The sequence below is a fragment of the Spirillospora sp. NPDC127506 genome (genome assembly GCF_040302145.1).
GTDB lineage: Bacteria > Actinomycetota > Actinomycetes > Streptosporangiales > Streptosporangiaceae > Spirillospora.
The window spans coordinates 1-21,398 of sequence record NZ_JBEORG010000037.1 but is presented as its reverse complement, the minus strand read 5'-3'; the positions used below and the strand labels follow the sequence as shown (position 1 = coordinate 21,398).

21 protein-coding genes, 1 pseudogene and 1 riboswitch are annotated in these 21,398 nt (G+C 73.1%); of the genes and pseudogenes, 14 read left to right on the top strand and 8 right to left on the bottom strand.

Annotated features, from left to right (window positions below):
• The first annotated feature begins 20 nt into the window (after window positions 1-20).
• Entirely contained in the window at window positions 21-998 is a 978-nt protein-coding gene (locus ABTW95_RS28225) for a gluconeogenesis factor YvcK family protein (RefSeq protein ID WP_396452669.1), read from the top strand.
• 61 nt (window positions 999-1,059) lie between these two features.
• Window positions 1,060-2,037 (top strand): DNA-binding protein WhiA, encoded by a 978-nt coding sequence (whiA, locus tag ABTW95_RS28220; RefSeq protein ID WP_396452671.1) that lies wholly within the window; start codon window positions 1,060-1,062, stop codon window positions 2,035-2,037.
• Window positions 2,038-2,562: 525 nt separating this feature from the next.
• Here whiA and ABTW95_RS28215 read toward each other — a convergent pair.
• The 3 genes from ABTW95_RS28215 to ABTW95_RS28205 are packed head-to-tail and all read right to left on the bottom strand — an operon-like array spanning window position 2,563 to window position 5,742.
• Window positions 2,563-3,756 (bottom strand): hypothetical protein, encoded by a 1,194-nt coding sequence (locus ABTW95_RS28215; RefSeq protein ID WP_396452851.1) that lies wholly within the window; start codon window positions 3,754-3,756, stop codon window positions 2,563-2,565.
• The gene (locus tag ABTW95_RS28210; protein WP_500227853.1) at window positions 3,746-4,990 is read right to left on the bottom strand and encodes a hypothetical protein; all 1,245 of its coding nucleotides are present in this window, start codon (window positions 4,988-4,990) and stop codon (window positions 3,746-3,748) included. Before ABTW95_RS28210 ends, ABTW95_RS28215 begins: the two co-directional genes overlap by 11 nt.
• Window positions 4,987-5,742: a hypothetical protein gene (locus ABTW95_RS28205; RefSeq protein ID WP_500227852.1), complete on the bottom strand. Its 756-nt coding sequence runs from the start codon at window positions 5,740-5,742 to the stop codon at window positions 4,987-4,989. The genes ABTW95_RS28210 and ABTW95_RS28205 overlap by 4 nt, the downstream gene beginning before the upstream one ends.
• Before the next feature lie 223 nt (window positions 5,743-5,965).
• Here ABTW95_RS28205 and gap point away from each other — a divergent pair, with 223 nt between their 5' ends.
• The 5 genes from gap to ABTW95_RS28180 all read left to right on the top strand — a co-directional run bounded on the left by gap (window position 5,966) and on the right by ABTW95_RS28180 (window position 9,866).
• Complete coding sequence (gene gap, locus ABTW95_RS28200) at window positions 5,966-6,973, top strand: type I glyceraldehyde-3-phosphate dehydrogenase (protein WP_396452856.1); 1,008 nt, start codon at window positions 5,966-5,968, stop codon at window positions 6,971-6,973.
• A 78-nt stretch (window positions 6,974-7,051) separates the two neighbouring features.
• Complete coding sequence (locus ABTW95_RS28195; RefSeq protein ID WP_500227851.1) at window positions 7,052-8,239, top strand: phosphoglycerate kinase; 1,188 nt, start codon at window positions 7,052-7,054, stop codon at window positions 8,237-8,239.
• Between the two features lie 3 nt (window positions 8,240-8,242).
• Window positions 8,243-9,037, top strand: coding sequence for a triose-phosphate isomerase (tpiA, locus tag ABTW95_RS28190; protein ID WP_396455086.1), 795 nt, complete (start codon window positions 8,243-8,245; stop codon window positions 9,035-9,037).
• 136 nt (window positions 9,038-9,173) lie between these two features.
• A complete protein-coding gene (gene secG / locus ABTW95_RS28185) occupies window positions 9,174-9,416 on the top strand; it encodes a preprotein translocase subunit SecG (protein ID WP_396452861.1) in 243 nt (80 codons plus the stop codon).
• Between the two features lie 81 nt (window positions 9,417-9,497).
• Window positions 9,498-9,866, top strand: coding sequence for an RNA polymerase-binding protein RbpA (locus ABTW95_RS28180; RefSeq protein ID WP_500227850.1), 369 nt, complete (start codon window positions 9,498-9,500; stop codon window positions 9,864-9,866).
• A gap of 268 nt (window positions 9,867-10,134) precedes the next feature.
• Here ABTW95_RS28180 and ABTW95_RS28175 read toward each other — a convergent pair whose 3' ends face one another.
• The gene (locus ABTW95_RS28175; protein WP_500227849.1) at window positions 10,135-11,739 is read right to left on the bottom strand and encodes a substrate-binding and VWA domain-containing protein; all 1,605 of its coding nucleotides are present in this window, start codon (window positions 11,737-11,739) and stop codon (window positions 10,135-10,137) included.
• Between the two features lie 214 nt (window positions 11,740-11,953).
• Here ABTW95_RS28175 and ABTW95_RS28170 point away from each other — a divergent pair, with 214 nt between their 5' ends.
• From ABTW95_RS28170 to glyA, 3 genes and pseudogenes are all read left to right on the top strand, one after another.
• Window positions 11,954-12,424, top strand: coding sequence for an Lrp/AsnC family transcriptional regulator (locus ABTW95_RS28170; RefSeq protein ID WP_396452604.1), 471 nt, complete (start codon window positions 11,954-11,956; stop codon window positions 12,422-12,424).
• A 130-nt stretch (window positions 12,425-12,554) separates the two neighbouring features.
• A pseudogene (locus ABTW95_RS28165) lies at window positions 12,555-13,355 on the top strand (DMT family transporter); the annotation flags it as partial.
• A 92-nt stretch (window positions 13,356-13,447) separates the two neighbouring features.
• Window positions 13,448-13,534: riboswitch (ZMP/ZTP riboswitch) on the top strand.
• A 53-nt stretch (window positions 13,535-13,587) separates the two neighbouring features.
• On the top strand, window positions 13,588-14,859 hold the full coding sequence (gene glyA / locus ABTW95_RS28160) for a serine hydroxymethyltransferase (RefSeq protein WP_396452606.1): 1,272 nt from the start codon (window positions 13,588-13,590) through the stop codon (window positions 14,857-14,859).
• Here the strand turns inward: glyA and ABTW95_RS28155 are convergent.
• Window positions 14,856-15,638 (bottom strand): class I SAM-dependent methyltransferase, encoded by a 783-nt coding sequence (locus ABTW95_RS28155; RefSeq protein WP_396452608.1) that lies wholly within the window; start codon window positions 15,636-15,638, stop codon window positions 14,856-14,858. The genes glyA and ABTW95_RS28155 overlap by 4 nt on opposite strands.
• 117 nt (window positions 15,639-15,755) lie before the next feature.
• Between ABTW95_RS28155 and ABTW95_RS28150 the strand changes: the two genes are divergently transcribed.
• Genes ABTW95_RS28150 through ABTW95_RS28140 form a run of 3 tightly spaced genes read left to right on the top strand, consistent with a single transcriptional unit; the run spans window position 15,756 to window position 18,491 of the window.
• Window positions 15,756-16,421 (top strand): carboxymuconolactone decarboxylase family protein, encoded by a 666-nt coding sequence (locus ABTW95_RS28150; RefSeq protein WP_500227848.1) that lies wholly within the window; start codon window positions 15,756-15,758, stop codon window positions 16,419-16,421.
• Complete coding sequence (locus ABTW95_RS28145) at window positions 16,414-17,007, top strand: GNAT family N-acetyltransferase (protein ID WP_500227847.1); 594 nt, start codon at window positions 16,414-16,416, stop codon at window positions 17,005-17,007. The genes ABTW95_RS28150 and ABTW95_RS28145 overlap by 8 nt, the downstream gene beginning before the upstream one ends.
• A gap of 50 nt (window positions 17,008-17,057) precedes the next feature.
• Window positions 17,058-18,491, top strand: coding sequence for an NAD(P)/FAD-dependent oxidoreductase (locus tag ABTW95_RS28140; RefSeq protein WP_500227846.1), 1,434 nt, complete (start codon window positions 17,058-17,060; stop codon window positions 18,489-18,491).
• Here the strand turns inward: ABTW95_RS28140 and ABTW95_RS28135 are convergent.
• The 3 genes from ABTW95_RS28135 to ABTW95_RS28125 form a co-directional block, all read right to left on the bottom strand.
• The gene (locus tag ABTW95_RS28135; RefSeq protein ID WP_500227845.1) at window positions 18,478-19,245 is read right to left on the bottom strand and encodes an isocitrate lyase/PEP mutase family protein; all 768 of its coding nucleotides are present in this window, start codon (window positions 19,243-19,245) and stop codon (window positions 18,478-18,480) included. The two genes, ABTW95_RS28140 and ABTW95_RS28135, sit on opposite strands and share 14 nt — an antisense overlap.
• A 72-nt stretch (window positions 19,246-19,317) precedes the next feature.
• A complete protein-coding gene (locus tag ABTW95_RS28130; protein WP_396452617.1) occupies window positions 19,318-20,070 on the bottom strand; it encodes an aspartate/glutamate racemase family protein in 753 nt (250 codons plus the stop codon).
• A 68-nt stretch (window positions 20,071-20,138) separates the two neighbouring features.
• Window positions 20,139-20,867: a phosphodiesterase gene (locus ABTW95_RS28125; RefSeq protein WP_500227844.1), complete on the bottom strand. Its 729-nt coding sequence runs from the start codon at window positions 20,865-20,867 to the stop codon at window positions 20,139-20,141.
• A gap of 47 nt (window positions 20,868-20,914) precedes the next feature.
• Between ABTW95_RS28125 and ABTW95_RS28120 the strand changes: the two genes are divergently transcribed.
• Window positions 20,915-21,398, top strand: a 484-nt coding sequence (locus tag ABTW95_RS28120; RefSeq protein ID WP_500227843.1) for a GntR family transcriptional regulator, incomplete at its 3' end; no start/stop codon positions are given.

The following is a 21,398-nucleotide window of genomic DNA, read 5'->3' as shown; positions in this document are numbered from 1 at the left end:
ACGAGGAGAGACACGGCACGGTGAAGCACCCCGGCCCGGCGGCGGGCCCCAAGGTCGTCGCGCTCGGCGGAGGCCACGGCCTCTACGCCTCGCTCTCCGCGCTGCGCCGCGTCACCGACCGGCTGACCGCGATCGTCACCGTCGCCGACGACGGCGGCTCCAGCGGGCGGCTCCGCCGCGAACTCGGTGTGCTGCCGCCCGGCGACCTGCGGATGGCGCTCGCCGCCCTCTGCGGCGACGACGAATGGGGCCAGACCTGGCGGGACGTCGTCCAGCACCGGTTCCGCAGCGAAGGCGACCTGAAAGGCCACGCCGTCGGCAACCTCCTCATCGTCGCGCTGTGGGAACTCCTCGGCGGCGGCGACGCCGCCGGCTCCACCGTCGCCGGCCTCGACTGGGTCGGCCGGCTGCTCGGCGCGCACGGCCGCGTCCTGCCCATGGCGGCCGTCCCCCTGGACATCGTCGCCGAGGTGCGCGGCGCCGACCCGTCCCGCCCCGACGACATCACCCACGTCAAAGGGCAGGTCGCGTGCGCCATGACGCCCGGCAGCGTGCTCGGCGTGTCGCTCGTCCCCGCCGACCCGCCCGCCTGCCCCGAGGCGCTCGCCGCCGTCGAAGAGGCCGACTGGATCGTGTTCGGCCCCGGCTCCTGGTTCACCAGCGTCCTGCCGCACCTCAAAGTGCCCGCGCTGGCCCGCGCCCTCACCACCGCCCGCGCCCGCCGCGCTGTCGCGCTCAACCTCGCGCCGCAGCCCGGCGAGACCGACGACTTCTCGCCGCAGACCCACCTGGAGGTCCTCCAGGCGCACGCCCCCGACCTGCGCGTCGACGTCGTCATCGCCGACCGCGGAGTCGTGGACGACCCGGGCGCGCTCGACAAGGCGGCGCAGACCCTCGGTGCGCGGCTCATCCTCGCCGACGTCGCCGCCGACGACGGCTCGCCGCGTCATGAACCCGCCCGCCTGGCCCAAGCCTTCGACAAGATATTCACCGAGTGACCTCCTGCGGGGCCGGGATCGGCCACACTGCTGGAAGTTCGATAGGGGGAGGGTTCATCAGATGGCGATGACCGGTGTGGTCAAGGACGAGCTGAGCAGGCTCACGGTCATGAAGCCGTGCTGCCGCAAGGCCGAGGTCTCGACGCTGCTGCGGTTCGCGGGCGGCCTGCACCTGGTCAGCGGGCGCATCGTGATCGAGGCCGAGATCGACACCGGCGTCGCGGCGCGGCGCCTCATCAAGGACATCGCGGAAGTGTTCGGGCACACCTCAGAAGTCGTCGTGCTCGCGCCGAGCGGCCTGCGCAAGGGCAACCGCTACGTCGTCCGCGTCTTCCGCGACGGCGAGTCCCTCGCCCGGCAGACCGGCCTCATCGACAACAACGGCCGGCCCGTCCGCGGCCTGCCCCGGCACGTCGTCGCCGGCGCCGCCTGCGACGCCGAGTCCGCCTGGCGCGGCGCGTTCCTCGCGCACGGCTCCCTCACCGAACCCGGCCGCTCCATGTCCCTCGAAGTGACCTGCCCCGGCCCCGAGGCCGCGCTCGCCCTCGTCGGCGCCGCCCGCCGCCTCAAAATCCACGCCAAGGCACGCGAAGTCCGCGGCGTCGACCGCGTCGTCGTCCGCGACGGCGACGCCATCAGCGCCCTGCTCACCCGGCTCGGCGCCCACGACAGCGTCCTCGCCTGGGAAGAGCGCCGCATGCGCCGCGAAGTCCGCGCCACCGCCAACCGGCTCGCCAACTTCGACGACGCCAACCTGCGCCGCTCCGCCCGCGCCGCCGTCGCCGCCGGCGCCCGCGTCGCCCGCGCCCTGGAAATCCTCGGCGACGACGCCCCCGAACACCTCGTCAAAGCCGGCCGCCTCCGCCTGGAGCACAAGCAGGCATCCCTCGAAGAACTCGGCCAGCTCGCCGACCCGCCCCTCACCAAGGACGCCATCGCCGGCCGCATCCGCCGCCTCCTCGCCATGGCCGACAAACGCGCCACCGACCAGGGCATCCCCGGCACCGAAGCCAACCTGACGGCGGAAATGCTGCAGTAGTTCATTGGGGGGGCGACCCCCCAAACCCCCCGTTAGCGACGCAGGCGATCCTCGCTCCTTTGTTGCGGTCTGTCGTGCCTGTGACGGGCGTGCGTGGGGTCGCTGCGGTCGCCTGCGTCGCCGGGCATGCCCGCTCCGGGCGCTAGAGCGCCCTCCGCGTGCCTGCCCGTGGTGCTCGCTTCGGTCGGTGGCCACGGCTCGGGTCTGGTCCAAGAGGGTGTGAATTGTGCTCGTCCAAGAGGCGTGTTGGTCCAGGGGGCAACTCCGCTGGAACACCATCGCGCTGCCCCGCATGGACTCATGTCCCCGGACCCGCGCCTAGATCACCCGCCGCACCACCCAGGGCAAGTCCGAAAAAGAGATCATCCGCTGCCTCAAAACGCCCGTGAACTCTTCAAAGCCCTCACCAGCACAAACGCAGCGCACAACGCTCTACCCGCCAGCGCTTGACACCCATGGAAGCATCGGTGACATAGGCGATTCTCACGCGTTGGGGTTGTGCGGCGGTGCGGTTCGGGTGTGTTGTCAGCTGCGGTTCAGGTCGCCTCTTAGGATTCGGTGTACTAGGTCTTCTCGCAGTTGGCCGTAGCCGGTTTCCGCCCAGACGCTTTGGGTCGGGTCTGCTTCGAAGTAGGGGACGTCTCTGCCGTCGCGGCGGTCCATGAGGATGTCGGGGGTCTCCTTCGCGCGGGCGGCGCGGGTGCAGTCGCGGCAGGCGTGCACGCGGAGGCGGCGGCGGGAGCCGATCGGGCGCCATTCGATCTTCGAAGCCGCGTCGCCGTGCAAGGGGTTGAAGAAGCACAGCGGGCTGTGCGGGATCTCCGGGCCGCCCCGCGCCACCGACTGGGCCGAGGCCAGGGCGTCGCGGCCCCGGTCGAGCAGGACCAGGACGCCGGCCAGGTCGGGGACGCCCCGTGCCGCGTCCAAGGTCTTGCCCGCCGCCTGGTAGGCGTCCAGCGCCGTGGTCAGGAGGGCGTCCGTCCGTTCGCCGGAGGGGACGTCGGTTTCGTCGAGGAGCTCGCCGAACGCGACGACCTCGTGCCCTGCCTGCTCGCGGAGCTGGTCCTCGCTGGCTCGCCTGGCCGTGGAGAAGACCGTGCGGGGCAGGAGGAGGGCGCTGCCCTCGCGGTGGACGGCCGTCGAGCGGCGGTGCCGCCAGAGGAGGAGGGCCGCGACGCCGGCGGCGGCGGCGCCCGCCGCGCCCAGTGCGCCGGGGAGAAGGGAGCTCTCGTCTTTCGATCGCTGTTCCGGGCGGCGTTCCGCGGCGCGCTTGTCGATCTCTGCTGAAAGGCGGTCGTACTCCTTCTCGGCGTTGCCGGAGAGCATGAGGTCGGCGATCCGGTCGAGGCGGGCCGAGACCGGCGCGTCCCGGTAGGAGCGGTCGAAGGACACCGCCCAGGCGGCCTCGCGCGCCTGATGGTCGCCGCCGAACTCCTTCGCCCGCAGGTCGTCCCCGATGTCGCTGAACGTGATGTAGACGCCGTCCCGCTTCAGCTTCGCGTGGACGACCGTCACCAGCTGGTCGTCGTCGCTCCAGGTCCCGCCCTTCACGAGCGGGACGAGGATCACGAACACGGGGACGGGGAGCTTGCGGAACTTGGCGATCAGCCGTTGGCGCTCCGCGCGCGGCAGCGCGGACGCCACCGACGGGTCGACGTAGACGGGGGAGCGCCGCAGCGCCGCGGCCAGCCGCTCGCCGGGGGACGGTTCACTCGACACCGAGGTACTCCTGGAGGCGCGGGATCAGGTGGTCGCCGCCGAACGCGGTGTCCTGCCAGACCCCGGGGACGGCGTGGTGCGGTCGCGGCCCGTCCGGGCCCGGGACCTTCAGCGTCCGCCGGTCCAGCTCCGCCATGGGGCGATTGGCGCAGGCGGCGCAGACGGGGCGTTTCCCGGACGTCATCCGGCGGCGCTGCGCGGACTCGCCGTGCAGCGGGTTGACGAAGCACGGCGGGGCGGGCCTCGCGGTCTTGCCGGCGAGCGCCGTCCGGCCGAGCCGCGCCACCACGACCACGCCGGCGAGGTCCAGCGCCCGGTCCGGGTCGTCGCCGGAGTCGTCGTAGAGGATCTGCGCGACGTCGTAGGCGGACACCGCGTACTCGCGGCCCGGGTTGCCCTCGCTGCCGGCCAGCGCGTCCCGCAGCCGGTCGAGCTCCCTGCCGCCCGTGCGGCGCAGCCACTTCACGGACGGCTCGGCGGGCGCGCCGGGCTGGGGCTCGACGGCTTCGGTGCGGGGCGTGCGGCGCCTGCGCCGGTACGCGGCGACGCCCAGGCCGGCGCCGTACAGGGTCGCCCCGGCGAACGGGCCGGCGAGCAGCAGGCCGGTGAGGAAGGGCGCCCTGGTCTCGGGTTCGACCGGGCGCAGCGTGTGCTCGTGGCCGAACGGGTCGGGCGAGGAGTAGAGACGGGGCGTCTCCGGGGGCTCGGACGGCGCGTCCCCGATGATCTGGAGGCGGGTGACGAGCCGGTCGGCCAGGTCCGCGAACCGGTTCTCGGGGTCGGCGGGACGCTCCCCGCGGTCGTCGTCGATGGACCACAGCCGGCGCGGCACGCCGAACGCCTTGGCCTCGAACCAGGCGGACGAGCTGACCATCAGGTAGAGGCCGTCGCGGCCGAGCCGGTCATGGATCCAGTGCAGGAACACGTCGTCCCGGCCCTGGCTCTCCGACTCGCTCTTGTTGGGGATCACGATCACGTAGACGGGGGCGCCGGTCGCGCGCGCGGTCGACTCCATCGCCGCGCGGACGCGGGCGCGCCCGGTCTCGTCCAGCGCCGACGCCATGTCCGGGTCGACGAAGAGCGGGTCCTCGGCGAGCGCCGCCGCGACGCGGTCCAGCCGGTGCTGCGCGTAGGAGGGGACGGGGACCGGCTCGCTCACCGCCGCCGGAGCCGCCGCGAGCAGCGGCGCGGTCACGGCGAGAGCGGTCACCAGGATCCGGGCGATGGCGTTCACCGGCGCTTCACCCGCTTCCTGGCCCGTGCGTTCTTGGTCCGTGCCAGCTCCAGCCGTGCGGCTCTGGCGCGCGCGGCGCGGGTCGCCGATCTCCTCCGCAGCCACAGCGCCAGGAGGAGGACCGCGACGGCGCTCAGCGCGGTGCCGGCGGCGAACGCGGTCCATTCCTTCCGGCTCGCCTCGCGCTCCGACCGGTCGCGGGCCTCCAGCTCGATGCGGACCTTGGACTTCGGCCGCGGTCCCGCGTTCTCGCGCCGCTCCGCGGCGTGCCCGGACAGGATGATCTCCACGAACCGCTCGATCGCCGCGACCGCGCCCGCGTCGATCGGCAACTCCGAGGTCGCGGCGAACATCGCGTCCTTCACCGGAAGCGTCGCGTTCCCGTACTGGACGGCGGAGAACAGCGCGCTCCCCGGGTCGGCCACGATGTAGACGCCCGGACGGCCGAGGCTGTCGTGCAGCAGCGGGACGAGGTCCTCGGAGCTGTACCGGTCGACGAGCATGGTCGGCGTCACCGCGACGTAGGCGGGCACGCCGAGCCGCGTGACCGCCTTCCTGATCCGGTCGGCCGCGTCCGCCGGCAGCGCCCGGGGTGCGTGATCGGTCACATAGACGGGGTCGCGGCGGAGCTCGGCGGCGATGCGGTCGACGCGGCTCACCGGCTTGGCACGCTCCACCGGGTCCGCCGCCGCGGGCGCGGGCAGGCACGCGAGCAGCACGCCGATCACCAGGACAGACCACCCGCGCCACATGGAGGGCGAGTGTAGTGATGATCGACGAATGCCGTCAGCAGGGGTGGGAGCGGCGCAATCCCCCAGGCGGGGGACGACCGGATCACCCGTGAAAACCCACACGGCCGCTGTCGGGCTACTCGTGAGTCATTGGATAGGGTCGAGGGCGGGGGAGAACCCCGGATCCACTTAGTTGACAGTCCGGTTCCGCACCGGGCGATACGACGTGAGGGAGAGCCGTTCCGTGACCATCCGAGTAGGCATCAACGGTTTCGGCAGGATCGGCCGCAACTTCTACCGCGCTGTGAAGGCGAGCGGGGCCGACATCGAGATCGTGGCGGTCAACGACCTGACCGACAACGCCACGCTCGCCCAGTTGCTCAAGTACGACAGCATCCTCGGCCGCTTCCCCGAGGACGTGCGCGCCACGGCCGACGAGATCGTGGTGGGCGGCAAGTCGATCAAGGCGTTCGCCGAGCGCGACCCGGCCAACCTGAAGTGGAGCGATGTCGGGGCCGACATCGTCGTGGAGTCCACCGGCTTCTTCACCGACGCCACCAAGGCCAAGGTGCACGCCGACAACGGCGCCAAGAAGGTGATCATCTCCGCGCCGGCCAAGAACGAGGACGTCACCCTCGTGCTCGGCGTGAACGACGACAAGTACGACCCGGCCGCGCACACGGTGATCTCGAACGCGTCCTGCACGACCAACTGCCTGGCCCCCCTGGTGAAGGTGCTGAACGACGCCTTCGGCATCGAACACGGCCTGATGATGACGGTCCACGCCTACACGCAGGACCAGAACCTGCAGGACGCGCCGCACAAGGACCTGCGCCGCGCCCGCGCCGCCGCGGTGAACGTCGTGCCGACGTCCTCCGGCGCCGCCAAGGCCATCGGCCTCGTCCTGCCGGAGCTGAACGGCAAGCTGACCGGCTACGCGCTGCGCGTGCCGGTGCCGACCGGCTCGGCCACCGACCTCACCGCCACGCTGTCCCGCGAGGTCACCACCGAGGAGGTCAACGAGGCGTTCAAGGCCGCCGCCGAGAGCGGCCCGCTGAAGGGCTACCTCAGCTACACCGAGGACCCGATCGTCTCCAGCGACATCGTCACCGACCCGTCGTCCTGCATCTTCGACTCCGGGCTGACCCTCGCCATCGGCAACCAGGTGAAGGTCATCGGCTGGTACGACAACGAGTGGGGCTACTCCAACCGCCTCGTCGACCTCGTCAAGCTCGTCGGGTCGCAGCTCTGACCTGAACCGATGCCGCCGTGGCCGCGCATGAGGCGCGCGGTCACGGCGCGGCCGTGTACGGAAGGACATCGCATCCCGATGCGCACCATTGACGATCTCGACGTCGCCGGACGGCGGGTGCTCGTCCGCGCCGACCTCAACGTCCCGCTGCAGGACGGCGCCATCACCGACGACGGGCGGATCCGGGCCAGCCTCCCCACGATCCAGGCGCTGCGGGCCAAGGGCGCCAAGGTCATCGTCTGCGCCCACCTCGGCCGCCCCAAGGGCCAGGTCAAGCCCGAGTTCTCGCTGGCCCCGGTCGCCGGACGGCTCGGCGAGCTGCTCGGCGCGGACGTGGCGTTCGCGTCCGACGTCGTCGGCGACTCCGCCCGCGCCGCCGCCGAGAACCTCGCGGACGGCGGCGTCGCGCTGCTGGAGAACCTGCGCTTCGAGCCCGGCGAGACCAGCAAGGACGACGCCGAGCGGGGCGCGCTCGCCGACAGGCTGGCCGCCCTCGCCGAGGTCTACGTCGGCGATGGGTTCGGCGCCGTGCACCGCAAGCACGCGTCGGTGTACGACGTGCCGCAGCGGCTCCCGCACGCCGCCGGCGGGCTGATCGCCGCCGAGGTCGCGGTGCTGAAGAAGCTCACCGAGGACGTCGAACGCCCCTACGCGGTCGCGCTCGGCGGCTCGAAGGTGTCCGACAAGCTCGGCGTGATCGACAACCTGCTCGGCAAGGCCGACCGCATCCTGATCGGCGGCGGCATGGTCTTCACCTTCCTCAAGGCCCAGGGCCACGAGGTCGGCAAGAGCCTCCTCGAAGAGGACCAGCTCGACACCGTCCGCGGCTACCTGCGCCGCGCCGAGGAGGCGGGGGTCGAGTTCGTCCTTCCCGTCGACATCGTCGCGGCCACCGCGTTCGCGGCCGACGCCGACCACGGCGTCGTCGCCGCCGACGCGATCCCGGCCGACCGGCTCGGCCTCGACATCGGCCCCGAGTCCGGCAAGCTGTTCGCCTCGCGCCTCGCCGACGCCCGCACGGTGTTCTGGAACGGCCCCATGGGCGTGTTCGAGATGGAGCCGTACTCGCACGGCACCCGCGCCGTCGCGCAGGGCCTCATCGACTCCGGCGCGTTCACCGTGGTCGGCGGCGGCGACTCCGCCGCAGCCGTCCGGCAACTCGGCTTCGACGAGGCCGCCTTCTCCCACATCTCGACCGGCGGCGGCGCCAGCCTCGAATACCTCGAAGGCAAGACGCTGCCCGGCCTGCAGGCCCTGGAGGACTGACCGATGGCCCCCGCCCCCGCTTCCCGCAAGCCGCTCATGGCCGGCAACTGGAAGATGAACAACAACCACCTCGAGGCGATCGCGCTCGTCCAGAAGATGGCGTTCGCGCTCAAGGAGCCCGACTTCGACGCCGTGGACATCGCCGTGATGCCGCCGTTCACCGCGATCCGCTCCGTGCAGACGCTCGTCGACGCCGACAAGCTGGCCATCCAGTACGGCGCGCAGGACGTCTCCCAGCACTCCTCCGGCGCCTACACGGGCGAGGTCTCGGCGTCGATGCTCGCCAAGCTCGGCTGCGACTACGCCATCGTCGGGCACTCCGAGCGCCGCCAGTACCACGCCGAGGACGACGCGATCGTCAACGCCAAGGCCAAGGCCGCGCTCGCCGCCGACATCACCCCGATCCTGTGCATCGGCGAGGGCCTGGAGGTCCGCAAGGCCGGCGGGCACGTCCGGCACTGCCTCACCCAGCTCGACGGCGGCCTGGAGAAGATCCCCGCCGACCAGGTGCGGCGCACCGTGATCGCCTACGAGCCCGTCTGGGCCATCGGCACCGGCGAGGTCGCCACCCCGGAGGACGCGCAGGAGGTCTGCGCCGCCATCCGCACGCGGCTCGCCGAGCTGTACGACGGCGGACTGGCCGACGAAGTGCGTATCCTGTACGGCGGTTCGGTCAAGAGCGGCAACGTCGCCAAGCTCATGGCACAGGAGGACGTGGACGGCGCGCTCATCGGCGGCGCCAGCCTGGACCCGGGAGAGTTCGTCAAGATCTGCCGGTACCGGGATCTCCCCGTCTGATCAAAACTGATCAATTCTGTGTGAACTGGGGGTTCTTGCCGAACCAGCGAGTAGTTCGTCGTACCCTTCGTAGCTGACGGGTAAACCCGCCCGGCCGACCCTCCGACCCGACCTACAGACAAGGCGCTGAAGAATCGTGATCATCGCAACGTCCATCGTGCTCATCATCACGAGCCTGCTGATGGTGGTCCTCGTCCTCATGCACAAGGGCAAGGGCGGCGGACTGTCGGACATGTTCGGCGGCGGTGTGTCGTCGTCCCTGGGCGGATCGTCCGTGGTCGAGCGGAACCTCGACCGGCTGACCGTCGGGGTCGGGGTGATCTGGTTCGCCTCGATCATCGTGCTCGGACTGCTGTTCAAGCACAAGGGCGTCAGCTGAGCCACCCGTCAGGCACATGCGATCACCGCGCCGTCCCAGGAGGTCACGGACGGCGGCGGAACACCGAGCGAGGAGTATTCCGTGGGTAGTGGCAACGCGATTCGGGGCAGCCGTGTCGGGGCCGGTCCGATGGGAGAGGCGGAGCGCGGTGACGCCGCCCCCCGCGTCTGGGTGACCTTCTACTGCGCCAACCGGCACGAGACCCGCCCCAGCTTCGCAACGGACGTCGCCGTCCCCGAGACGTGGGACTGCCCGCGCTGCGGGTTCCCGGCCGGCCAGGACGCCGACAACCCCCCGGCGCCCCCGAAGACCGAGCCCTACAAGACGCACCTCGCCTACGTGAAGGAGCGCCGCAGCGACGAGGACGGCGAAGCCATCCTCGAAGAGGCCCTCGCCAAGCTCCGCGAGAAGCGCGCCGCGGTGAAGCAGGCGATGGAGGCTGCAAGGTAATCCCCAGGGGGGCGACCCCCTGGAACCCCCGTTAGCGACGCAGGCGATCCTCGCGCCGCTGTTGCGGTCTGTCGTGCCTGTGCGGGCGTGTGTGGCGTCGCTGCGGTCGCCTGCGTCGCCGGGCATGCCCGCTCCGGGCGCAGAGCGCCCTCCGCGTGCCTGCCCGTGGCCGTCGCTTCGGTCGGTGGCCACGGCGCGGGTCTGGTCCAAGAGGGTATGAATCGTGCTCGTCCAAGAGGCGTCTGTGTTGGTCCGGGGGGCCGTTCTCTTAGCAGGTGGGGGCGCATAGGCGGCGGGCTGTGGCCTGGCCGAAGATTCGCAGGATGTCTTGCGGGGCGTGCGCGGTGTAGACGCTGCCGCCCGTCGCGTTGGCGATCTTGCGTAGTTCCGTGGTGTCCACGTCCGGGCCGAAGCCTATGACGATGATCTGTACGGGACGGGCCGGGTCTCGGTCCTTGCGCAGGGCCGTCAAGGTCGTCTGGAGGGTGGGGCCGTCAGGGTCCTCGTTGCGGCCGTCGGTGAAGACCAGGACCGTGTTGACCATCTCCGGCTTGTAGGTGCGGCGCATGTAGCGGACGGCGGCCAGGAGGGTGTCGTAGAGGGCCGTGTCGCCGTCCGGTTTCGGGCGCAGGGACGTGAGGGTGCTCAGGATGCGCTGGCGGCGGGTCGTCGAGCCTATGCGGCTGCCGAGAGGGCCCATCGGCACGGTGACCCGCCAGTCGCGGTCGCCGGCCATCTCCGTGGAGAAGATCCACTGGCCGAGTTCGGTGTCGTCCGGCTGGAGGGCGAGGCCCTGCTGGGACGCCTGGGCGATCGCCTGCAGCCGGGTCAGCTTCGTGCCGGGCACGGGCCGGGCCATCGAGCCGGACACGTCGATCAGTGACAGCATGCGGGAGCCGAGCGCCAGGCGTGCCCATGCCTGTGCGACCTGCCTGACCTCGCGCGGCTCCGGGACGGGAAGTTCGGGCGGCAGCCAGGCGTCCACGCCGTCGGCGTCGGCGAAGGAAGGCGGCGGGTCGCCGTCCGGGTCGCGGAAACCGTGCTTCTGGAACACCCTGCGGGCCTCATCGGTGCGCAGCGCCTGCTCGAACCGCCGGACCGGCGGCGTGTCGTTGACCGGCATCACCGGATAGTCGAGGAAGAGGGTGCCGTCGCGGGGATAGACCGCCTCCGCGGGGTCGGACGGCTTCGCGCGGTTGTGCGCCCACACGGCCTGTTCCGAGGTCAGGAGGATGGGGACGCGGCGGGACGTGCGGTCGGTGAACGCGGCGAACTCCGCTCGCGCGTCCTGGGCGATGCCCTGGCGGACGTCGCGGGCGAAGGCCGCGAACGCGGACGTGCTCCTGTTCCGTCCGTGGACGATCAGCAGCGACGTCATGCCCGCGCCGGTGCGGGACGGGTCGGCGATCTTGAGGTCGAAGGTCCGGGAGTCCGCGGAACCCGGGACGGCCGAGTTCAGGATGTCTTCCCAGGACTCGTTCACCCGGCCGGCCTGTGCCCGCGGCAAGGCCGCCACCAGCGGAGACCTCGCCAACGAGCTCGCCGCGGGTGGATCATCGAGCATGCGGAGCCACAGCGACGCGTCGGGTATCCACAGGTCGGGCTTGCGGACGCCGGCGCCGGGCGGGATCTGCCCCGCGAGCAGCGCCGTCACCCCGGCCGGGCCCGCCGAGCGCACGGCGACCCGCATGCATCGGGTCTCGCGGTTGAACGCCGCGGCCACCGCCGAGACCGCCTCCGTGATCTCCGGCGCGGCGGCCACGTCGACGACGGGGGCGGCCGCCGGGCATTCCTCGGCCTCGGAGAGGGCGTACACCGACGTCCCCAGCACCGCGGCCAGCGCGATGCCCGAAACGGCCGACGCTCCGCGCATCCGGCGCCTGCGCCGCCCCCCGCGATGAGTTCCGCTCACGATCGACCTCTCCCGAAGCTGTGAGCCGCCAATTGTCGGGGTGGGACGGCGCCGGCGGCATCGGCGAAATCGCCTGCGCCGTGGCGGGGTCGAATAATCTTCGGGATGTGGGGCTTCCGGGCGTGGTTCACGCGCGGGAGTTCGGCTTCTGGCGGTCGATTCGGGAGGAGCGGCGGTGGACGCGGTCGATCAGGCGATCCTGCGGCGGCTGCAGCGGGACGGGCGGCAGACCAACCGCGAACTGGCGGAGGCGGTGGGGATCGCGCCGTCCACCGCCCTGGAGCGGACGCGGGCGCTGCGGGCGCGCGGCGTCATCACCGGATTCCACGCGGCGGTGGACTTCGAGCGCCTCGGGCGGGGCGTGCAGGCGCTGATCTCGATCAGGATCCGGCCGCAGTCGCGGGAGGCGATCGAGTCGGCGCGGGACGGCATGGCGGCGATGCCCGAGGCCGTCGGCGTCTTCGTCGTCACGGGCAACGAGGATCTGCTCGTGCACGTGGCCGTGCCGAGTACCGCGTACCTGCGCGACTTCGTGCTCGATCGGCTCGCGCGGCGCAAGGAGTTCGTGGACGTGCGGACGACCGTCGTCTACGACTACGTCCAGCCCGTGGAGCAGTCCGAACTTCCCACGAGCGAGACGCGGTAGCGCCGAACGTCGTGTGGGCGGCGCTGTTCGGTGGGGTTTCGTGGCGAATGAACGGCGGATGTGGGCTGCTAGGGCGAATGAAGTTCGGTACTGAGAACTGGCTGCCGCATATCCTTCTAGCTTCGGTCGTATGGATCGACGAAGCAATCTGTCCGGGTCGCTGCTCGTGCTCGCGGCCGGGGTGCTCTGGGGGACGGTCGGGCCGGCGCAGGTGCTGGCGGGGCCGGCGGCGAGCCCGGTCGCCGTCGGCGGCGCGCGGATCTTCTCCGGCGGGCTGATCCTGGCCGTGCTGGTGCTCGGCGCGAACCGGCGCGCGTTCCTCACGCTGGGGCGGCGGACGTGGGTTCCGGTCCTGGCGGCCTCCGCCGCCACCGGGACCTTCCAGGCCGCGTTCTTCAGCGCGGTCGACCGCACCGGCGCCGCGGTCGCGACCGCCGTGGTGTTCGGGCTGGCGCCCGTCTCGACCGGGCTGTGCGAGCGGCTCGTCCTGCGGGCGCGGCTCAGCGGCAGGTGGTGGGCCGGGACGGCGTGCGCGATCGGGGGCGTCGCGTTGCTGATGGTGCCGGGGACGGCCGTCCACGTCGACCCGGCGGGGATCGTGCTGAGCCTCGTGGGCGGGACGTGCTTCGGCGTCTATACGGTGTCCGCCAAGGTCCTCACCGGGCGGGACGCGGGGATGGCCGCCGCGGTGTCGGTCACGCTGCTCGCCGGGGGAGCGGCCCTGCTGCCCTGGACGGTGGCCGAGCTTCCGGCGCTCGCGGAGCCGCGTTCGGCGGGCCTCGTCGCCTGGCTCGGGATCGCGGCGACGGCGGCCGCGTACATGTTCTTCGTCACCGGGCTGGGGCGCGTCTCCGCCGCGACGGCCGGGACGCTCAGCCTCGCCGAGCCGCTGGTCGCGGCGGGGCTCGCCATCGCCGTCCTCGGCGAGCGCATGTCGGCGCCGGTCGCGGCCGGGTCGCTGCTCCTGCTCGGCGGGCTGTTCGTCGTCTCCGTCCCGGCGCGGCCGCGGCCGCCCCGGTATGATGGCGTGCACGTGACTGGCGCAGTGAAGGTGGAGACGACCACCGGGGAGCGAAACTAGTCCGCACGCCGCGCGCCTGGGCGTACGGGTCCCCTTCGCCGGGGCGCCCGAAACCCCGGCGCGAGCAGCGCGGAGGCTCACCATGCACGAACCGCCCGTCCCCCATCTGCAGGACCAGGACCCCGAGATCGCCGGGCTGGTCGAGGCCGAGGCCCGCCGCCAGTACGAGAAGCTCCGGCTGATCGCGTCCGAGAACTACGTGTCGCCGGCGGTGCTGGAGGCCACCGGCTCGGTCCTGACGAACAAGTACTCCGAGGGCTACGCCGGCAAGCGGTACTACGAGGGCCAGCAGAACGTCGACCCGATCGAGCTGCTGGCGATCCAGCGGGCGAAGGAGGTGTTCGGCGCCGAGCACGCCAACGTCCAGCCGTACTCGGGGTCGCCCGCGAACCTCGCCGTGTACATGGCGTTCCTGGAGCCCGGCGACCCGGTGATGGGCCTGTCCCTGCCGATGGGCGGGCACCTGACGCACGGCTGGTCCGTCTCCGCCACCGGCAAGTGGTTCCGTCCCGTCCGGTACGACGTGCGCGCCGACACCGGGCGGGTCGACATGGACCAGGTCCGAGACCTGGCGCTCAAGGAGCGGCCGAAGCTGATCTGGTGCGGCGGCACCGCCATCCCGCGGACGATCGACTTCCCGGCGTTCGCGGAGATCGCCCGCGAGGCCGGCGCGGTGCTCGCCGCCGACATCGCCCACATCGCCGGGCTGATCGCGGGCGGCGCGCACCCGTCCCCGATCGGGCACGCCGATGTGGTCACCACCACCACGCACAAGACGCTGCGCGGCCCGCGCGGCGCCATGATCCTGTCGACGGCCGAGCACGCGAAGGCGATCGACAAGGCGGTCTTCCCCGGGCTGCAGGGCGGCCCGCACGACCACACCACCGCCGCGATCGCCGTCGCGCTGAAGGAGGCGGCCCGGCCGGACTTCACCCGGTACGCCCGGCAGATCGTCGCGAACGCGAAGGTGCTGGCCGCCGCGCTGACCGACCGCGGCTACGACCTGATCTCCGGCGGCACCGACAACCACCTCATCCTGATCGACCTGACGAACAAGGGCGTCGCGGGCAAGCCGGCGGCGCAGGCCCTCGACCGCGCCGGGATCGAGCTGAACTACAACGCCGTCCCGTTCGACCCGCGCAAGCCGTTCGACCCGTCCGGGCTGCGGCTCGGCACCGCCGCGATCACCACCCGCGGTCTCGGCGAGGAGCAGATGCCGCAGGTCGCGGCCTGGATCGACGAGGTCGTGCAGGCCGCCGCCAAGCAGGACGAGGCGGTCGTCGAGCGCGTCGCCGGGCAGGTCCGCGAGCTGCTCGCGGCCTACCCCATGCCGGGCTGGGCGCCGGCGCCCTAGACGCCCCGCAGAATCGTGATCATCCGCCAGGCGGCGGGGTCGGTGAGGGCCACCGCGTCCTCACCGGTCCCGAAGTCGCCGTACCGGGCGACCGCGCCGAGGCCGCCGGCGAGGCGGACCGCGGCGTCCAGCTCGGTCGCCGTCCAGAAGCGGTAGGGGACGACGTCGCGGATCACCCGCGTGCCGCCGCCGTCCGTGATCGTCATCGTCACGTGGTCGTCGGCGACCTGGGTGACCGGGTCGAGCCTGTCGGACGGCTCGCCCCACCGCACGTCGGCCCGCACGCCGTCGCGCCGGACCGTCCAGCCGGTGCTGACGCTCGGCTCGTCGCCCAGCCGGTCCCGGGGGTGCGACATCTCCACGATGTAGAGGCCGCCGGGGGACAGGTGCGCGGCGACGCGGCGCAGGTGCGCGACGAACGCGTCCAGCGTCATCAGGTGGGACGTCGAGTCGAGCATGGTCACGACGAGGTCGAACCGGCGGCCCAGGTCGAAGCGGGTCATGTCGTCCCGGACGACCTCCACCTCGACCCCGGCTCGTGCGGCCTCGCGGGCGGCGTAGGCGCACATCTCCGGGTTCAGGTCGAGCGCTGTCGCGGCCAGGCCGCGCCGGGCGAACTCCCGGGCGTGCTCGGCCGGGCCGGCGGCCAGCTCCAGCACCGACGCCGGCTCCGCGCCCAGCTCGGCGCACCAGCCGAGGAGCACGTCCACCTCGGCCGGCACGTCGCGGAACGAGCACGCCAGCTCGTACGCCCACGGGTCGTCGTAGATGCCGCTCACCCGGCCATCCTGCCAGCGGGCGCGGTGTCACGCCGCCGCCACGTCACCGTGTGCCAGGGGTTTCACATTCCGGACCGGGGGTTGAGCCGCCCGCGCCGAGCGCCTAGCGTGCGGTAAGTGATCGACCCCGTGAGCGGTGAGCACGTCAACGATCGACCGCGCCGCGGCCCGTCCCCGACCCGGCTGCCGCTGCTGCTCCCCGAGTCCCTCAGCGACGAGCAGCGCGCCGTGTACGAGGCGGTGACCGGCGGCCCCCGCGCCGAGGGCCGCACCCCGCCCGTAGGCCTCGCCGACGACATCGGCCGGCTGCACGGCCCCTTCAACGCCATGCTCTACAGCCCGTCCGTGGGCCTGCCGCTGCAGGACCTCGGGGCCGCGCTGCGCTTCCGGACGGCGTTCACCAAACGCGAGCGGGAGATCGCCACGCTCGTCGTCGCCGCGCACGCCCGCTCCGACTACGAGTGGTACGCGCACGAGCGGATCGGGCGCCGGCACGGGCTCACCGAGGCGGAGACCGACGCCCTGCGGGCCGGTCGCGCCCCGATGCTCGGGGACGTCCGCGAGCGCGTCGTGTACGAGGCGGCCCGGCAGCTCGCCGCCGAGGGCGACCTCTCCGACGCCGTGTACACCGAGGCGGTCGCGACGCTCGGCCGCGCCGCCGTCGTCGAACTGGTCACGCTCGTCGGCTACTACCAGGCGCTCGCGCTGCAGCTGCGCGTGTTCCGGGTCGGCCTCCCGGACGGGGAGGAGGCGCCCGAGTGGCCGGAGGACGCCGATGAGTGAGGTGCTGCGCACCGTGCGGCTCGCGCTGCACCCGGTGTCGATGCGCGACCACGGCGCGCTGCTGGCGCACTGGACGGGGCCGCTGGTCCGCCGCCACCTGTTCGACGACCGGGTGGTCACGCCCGTCCAGGTCAGCGAGATCATCGAGGCGAGCGAGCGGGACTTCGCGACCGAGGGCTACGGGCTGTGGGCGCTGCGCCCCGCCCGCTGGTCCGCCGGGATCGACGCGCTGGGCGCCGCGTCCGGCGACCCGCTGATCGGCGTCGCGGGGCTCAGCCACCACGAGGGGCCCCTCGGGCACGGCGTGGACGTCGAGATCCTCTACAGCCTCGAACCGGAGCACTGGGGGCGGGGCCTCGCGGCCGAGGCGTCCCGCGCGGTGCTCGACTACGCGTTCGGGGTGGTGGGCGTGCACCGCATCACCGCCGAGATCGACACGGCCAACGCCGCGTCGGCGGAGATCGCGCTGCAGCTCGGGATGCGGCGGTGGCGGGACGGCCCGTCCGGTCCCGACGGCGCCGCCTACTATGCCGCGGAGCGGTCCCGCTGGATCGGATCCCGTCGAATTGTGGATGCAGTCCCATAGAATCCGTTGCCACCTGTTGATTTCGCTGCGGAATACAGCAGGATTAGCGCATGAGCTCCTCCTCTGGCCGCGCGCCTCTCGCGGCCGGCTTCGGCAACGGCGGCGTCTCGTTCTGGTACCGGTCCGCCGGACTCCCCGAGCCCGGCCCCCGGCTGCCCGGGCCGCGCACGGCGGACGTCTGCGTCGTCGGCGCCGGGTACACCGGCCTCTGGACCGCCTACTACCTCAAGCGCGCCCGCCCCGACCTGCGGATCGTCGTGCTGGAACGCGAGTTCGCCGGGTTCGGCGCGTCCGGCCGCAACGGCGGCTGGGTCCTCGGGGAGATCGCCGGGTCGCGGGAGCGCTACGCCGCCCGGCACGGCCGCGCCGCCGCGATCGCGCTGCAGCGCGCCATGTTCGGCGCGGTGGACGAGGTCGTCCGGGTCGCCGCCGCTGAGGGCATCGACGCCGGCCTGGTGAAGGGCGGGGTGCTGCACGTCGCCCGCAACGCCGCGCAGCGCGCCCGGCTCGCCGCGATGGTCGACGAGGCCCGCCGGTGGGGCTGGACGGACGACGACCTCGTCCCCCTGCCCGCCGCCGAACGCGACGACCGGCTCCGCGTCGAGGGCGCGACCGGCGCGGCGTGGAGCCCGCACTGCGCCCGCGTGCAGCCCGCCGCCCTCGCCCGCGGCCTCGCGGCGGCGGTCCGGAAGCTCGGCGTCGAGATCTTCGAGGGGACGCCGGTCGTGCGGATCAACCCGCGGCGCGGCGGCGCGGCCTCCGCCGTCACCCCGTACGGCACCGTCACCGCCCGCTACGTGCTGCGCGCCACCGAGGGCTTCACCGCCGGGCTGCCCGGCCACCGCCGCGACTGGCTCCCGATGAACAGCTCCATGATCGTCACCACGCCGCTGCCCGCGGTCACCTGGAAGGCGATCGGCTGGGAGCGCCGCGAGCTCCTCGGCGACATGGCGCACTACTACATGTACGCGCAGCGCACCGCCGACGACCGCATCGCGTTCGGCGGGCGGGGCCGCCCCTACCGCTACGGCTCCCGCGTCGACGCCGGCGGCCGCACCGACCAGGGCACGGTCGACGCCCTCTGGGCGATGCTGACCGGGATGTTCCCCGCCGTCGCCGACGAAGGGCGCGTCGACCACGCCTGGTCGGGGGTGCTCGGGGTGCCGCGCGACTGGTGCGCGACAGTCGTCCTCGACCACGGGACGGGGCTCGGCCACGCGGGCGGCTACACCGGGCACGGCGTCGCCGCCGCCAACCTCGCCGGCCGGACCCTCCGCGACCTCGTCCTGCGCGAGGACACCGCGCTGACCGCGCTGCCGTGGGTGGACCGGCGCGTCCGCCGCTGGGAGCCCGAGCCGCTGCGCTGGCTCGGCGTCCACGCGATGTACGCGCTCTACCGGGCCGCCGACGCGCGCGAGTCGGCGTCGGGGTCGCCGGGCACGTCCGCCCTGGCGCGGCTCGCCGACCGGATCACCGGCCACTGACGAGCCGCTGCACGTCCCCGTAGCCGAGCGCGGGGCGGTCGCCGCCCTCGCCGGTGACGGCGAGGGCCGCGGTGACGGCGGCGTGCAGCGCCCTGCGGAACGGCAGCGACCCGGTGCTCACCCGGTGCACGCCCAGCCGCGCGAGCCGCGGGTACTCCGTCCTGCCCGGCAGGTACAGGACGTTCAGCGGCACGCCCGCCGCCTCCAGCACTGCCCGGATGTCGGCGTCGTCCACGATGCCCGGGACGAACACGCCGTCCGCGCCGGCCTCCGCGTAGGCGCGGACCCGGCGCAGCGTCTCGTCCCGGTCGGGGTCGCCGAGCCAGAACGTGTCGGTGCGGGCGTTGAGGAACAGCCCCGGCGCGGCCCGCTTCACGGCGGCGAGCACGCTCGTCTGGTGGCCGAGGGGCGCGAGCGTCCCGTCCGGGCGACCGTCCTCCAGGTTGATCCCGGCGATCCCGAACGAGGCCAGCTCGGCGGCGAGGCCGGCGACGTCCGCGGCCCGGTCGGAGAACCCGCCCTCGATGTCGACGGTGACCGGCACGGGCAGCCGCGCCAGCGTGCGGGCGAGCGCTATGGTCTCCTCCCGCGTGTCGCCGGTCGCGTCGGTCTTCCCGGCCGCCGCCGCGACGCCGAGGCTCGTCGTCCCGATCGCGGGGAACCCCGCCTGGACCAGCGCCGCACCGCTCGCGAAGTCCCACGCGTTCGGCAGCACCAGCGGGCGGTCGCCGTGGTGCAGCTCCCGGAAGTCCATCGCGCCCCCCTCTCGGTCGCCCCGGCCCGTCCCCGGAGGATTCCCCCTGGTCATGGACAAAACGGGCTCTGATCAGGCTAGCGGCGCCTCGTCTCGATGCCGCTGGAAATGTCCGCCGCGCCAGTCGGGCAGCGGGCGGCGGCCCACCGCGACCTCGAACGCGGCGCGGGCGAGCAGCCGGGTCGAGTCGAGCGTCGGCAGCGGCGAGACGCCGGGCGTCACCAGCAGCGGGATCTCGGTGCACACCAGCGCGACGGCGTCGCAGCCGCGCTCGGCGAGCCGCTCGATGACCTCCGCGTACGCGCGGCGCGACTCCTCGGTGAAGACGCCGTTCACCAGCTCCTCGAAGATGATCCGGTCGACGGTCTGGCGGTCGGGGGCGTCCGGGACCTCGGCGGCGATGCCGCGGGCGGCCAGCTCGCGCGGGTAGACCGGGCCGTCCATCGTGAAGCGGGTGCCGAGGACGCCGACGCGTGTCCGGCCGTCGGCCGCGGCCTGCTCGGCGACGACCTCGGCGATGTGCAGGCCCGGCAGCGGCAGGTCGCCGCCGGGGCGTTCGAGCGCCAGGTGCGCGGTGTTGTCCGGGCAGGCGAAGAAGTCCGCGCCCGCGGCCGCGAGCCGCCGGACGCTCTCGGCCAGGACCGCCCGGACCGCGTCGTGGTCGCCGGACTCCCAGGCGGGCATGCTGCGGGCCATCGCGATGAGGTCGAGGGTCACGTCCGGATGGTCGTCGGGGCCGAGCTCGCGGAAGCCCTCCTGGCAGAAGGTCCGGAAGCAGAGCGCGGCGCCTTCCGCGCTGTGGGCGAGTATGCCGAGGTGTTTCATGGTCCATCCTGTTCGGCTCGGTGGATCTCCGTCCACTCTGCCGCCCTCCCGGCGATCTTCGTGCCCTTCTAGGCCGTCCGGTAGTGGGTGGTCAGGCGGCCGTCGTCGTCCAGGACGTAGAACGCCAGGCCCGGCGGCGCGTCGTAGTCGGCGATGCCGCCGCTCTCGAACGGCAGCCGCAGCGTGGAGACGGCTCCGGGGGCCACGAGGAGGGGGCGCCCGGCGAACGCCGTGGCCGCCGCCGTATGGGCGTGTCCGCACAGGACGGCCACGACCTGCGGATGCCTCCGGATCACCGCGGCCAGGCGCTCCCCGCCGAACTGCCGGATCTCGTCCACGTACGGGACGCCCAGCGTCACGGGCGGATGGTGGAAGCAGACGAACGCGGGCAGACGGGGTGCGGCGGCCAGCCGCTCGTCCAGCCACGTGAGCGTGTCGTCGTCCAGGAACCCGTGGTCCTCGCCGGGCACGGTGGAGTCGCACATCGCGAACAGCGCGCCCGCGACCTCGTGGACGCGGTTGACCGGGCCGTCGCCGGGCGGCTCGTCCAGCAGCACCTGCCGGTAGGGGCCGCGGACGTCGTGGTTGCCGGGGCACGTCAGCACCTCGTGCCGCGACGCCAGGACCCTGCGGGCCTGCTCGTACTCGGCGGGCTCGCCGTGGTCGGCGATGTCACCGGTGACGAGGACGGCGTCGACCGGCAGCGCGTTCAGGCGGTCCATGACGCGGGCCGCGCGGCCGGCCCTGGCGTCGCCGCCGTCCAGATGCGTGTCGCTGAGCTGCGCGAGAACAATCATGACCGCGAACCTAGGCGGCGACCGGACCAGGATTAAGATCCAGTTCCGTGCCGGAACATTGGTCCAGTTCCGTCGATCTCCATCTGGACGTCGACACGTCCCGGGGCCGCCGGGCGGGGCTGGAGCGCGCCCTGCGCGACGCCATCGCGACGGGGCGCCTGGCGTCGGGCGCCGCGCTGCCCTCGACGCGCGCCCTCGCCGCGGAACTGGGGTTCTCGCGCGGCACCGTGACCGCCGCCTACGACCAGCTGACCGCCGAGGGGCACCTGATCACCGTCCCCGGCTCCGGTACGCGGGTGGCGGAGCACCCCGGCCCCGTGCGGGCGGCCCGCGGCGCGGTGCCCGGCGACACCCGCCCGCCGGCGCACGACCTGCGGCCGGGGCGGCCCGACCTGAGCGCGTTCCCCTCCGCGGCGTGGCTGCGCGCGACCCGCCGCGCGCTGGCCGCGGCGCCGCCCGTCGCCCGGCTCGATGCTGCGGATCGCCGTCGCCCCCTGCTCGCCGTTCTCCGTCAGCCGCGACCTGCTGGTC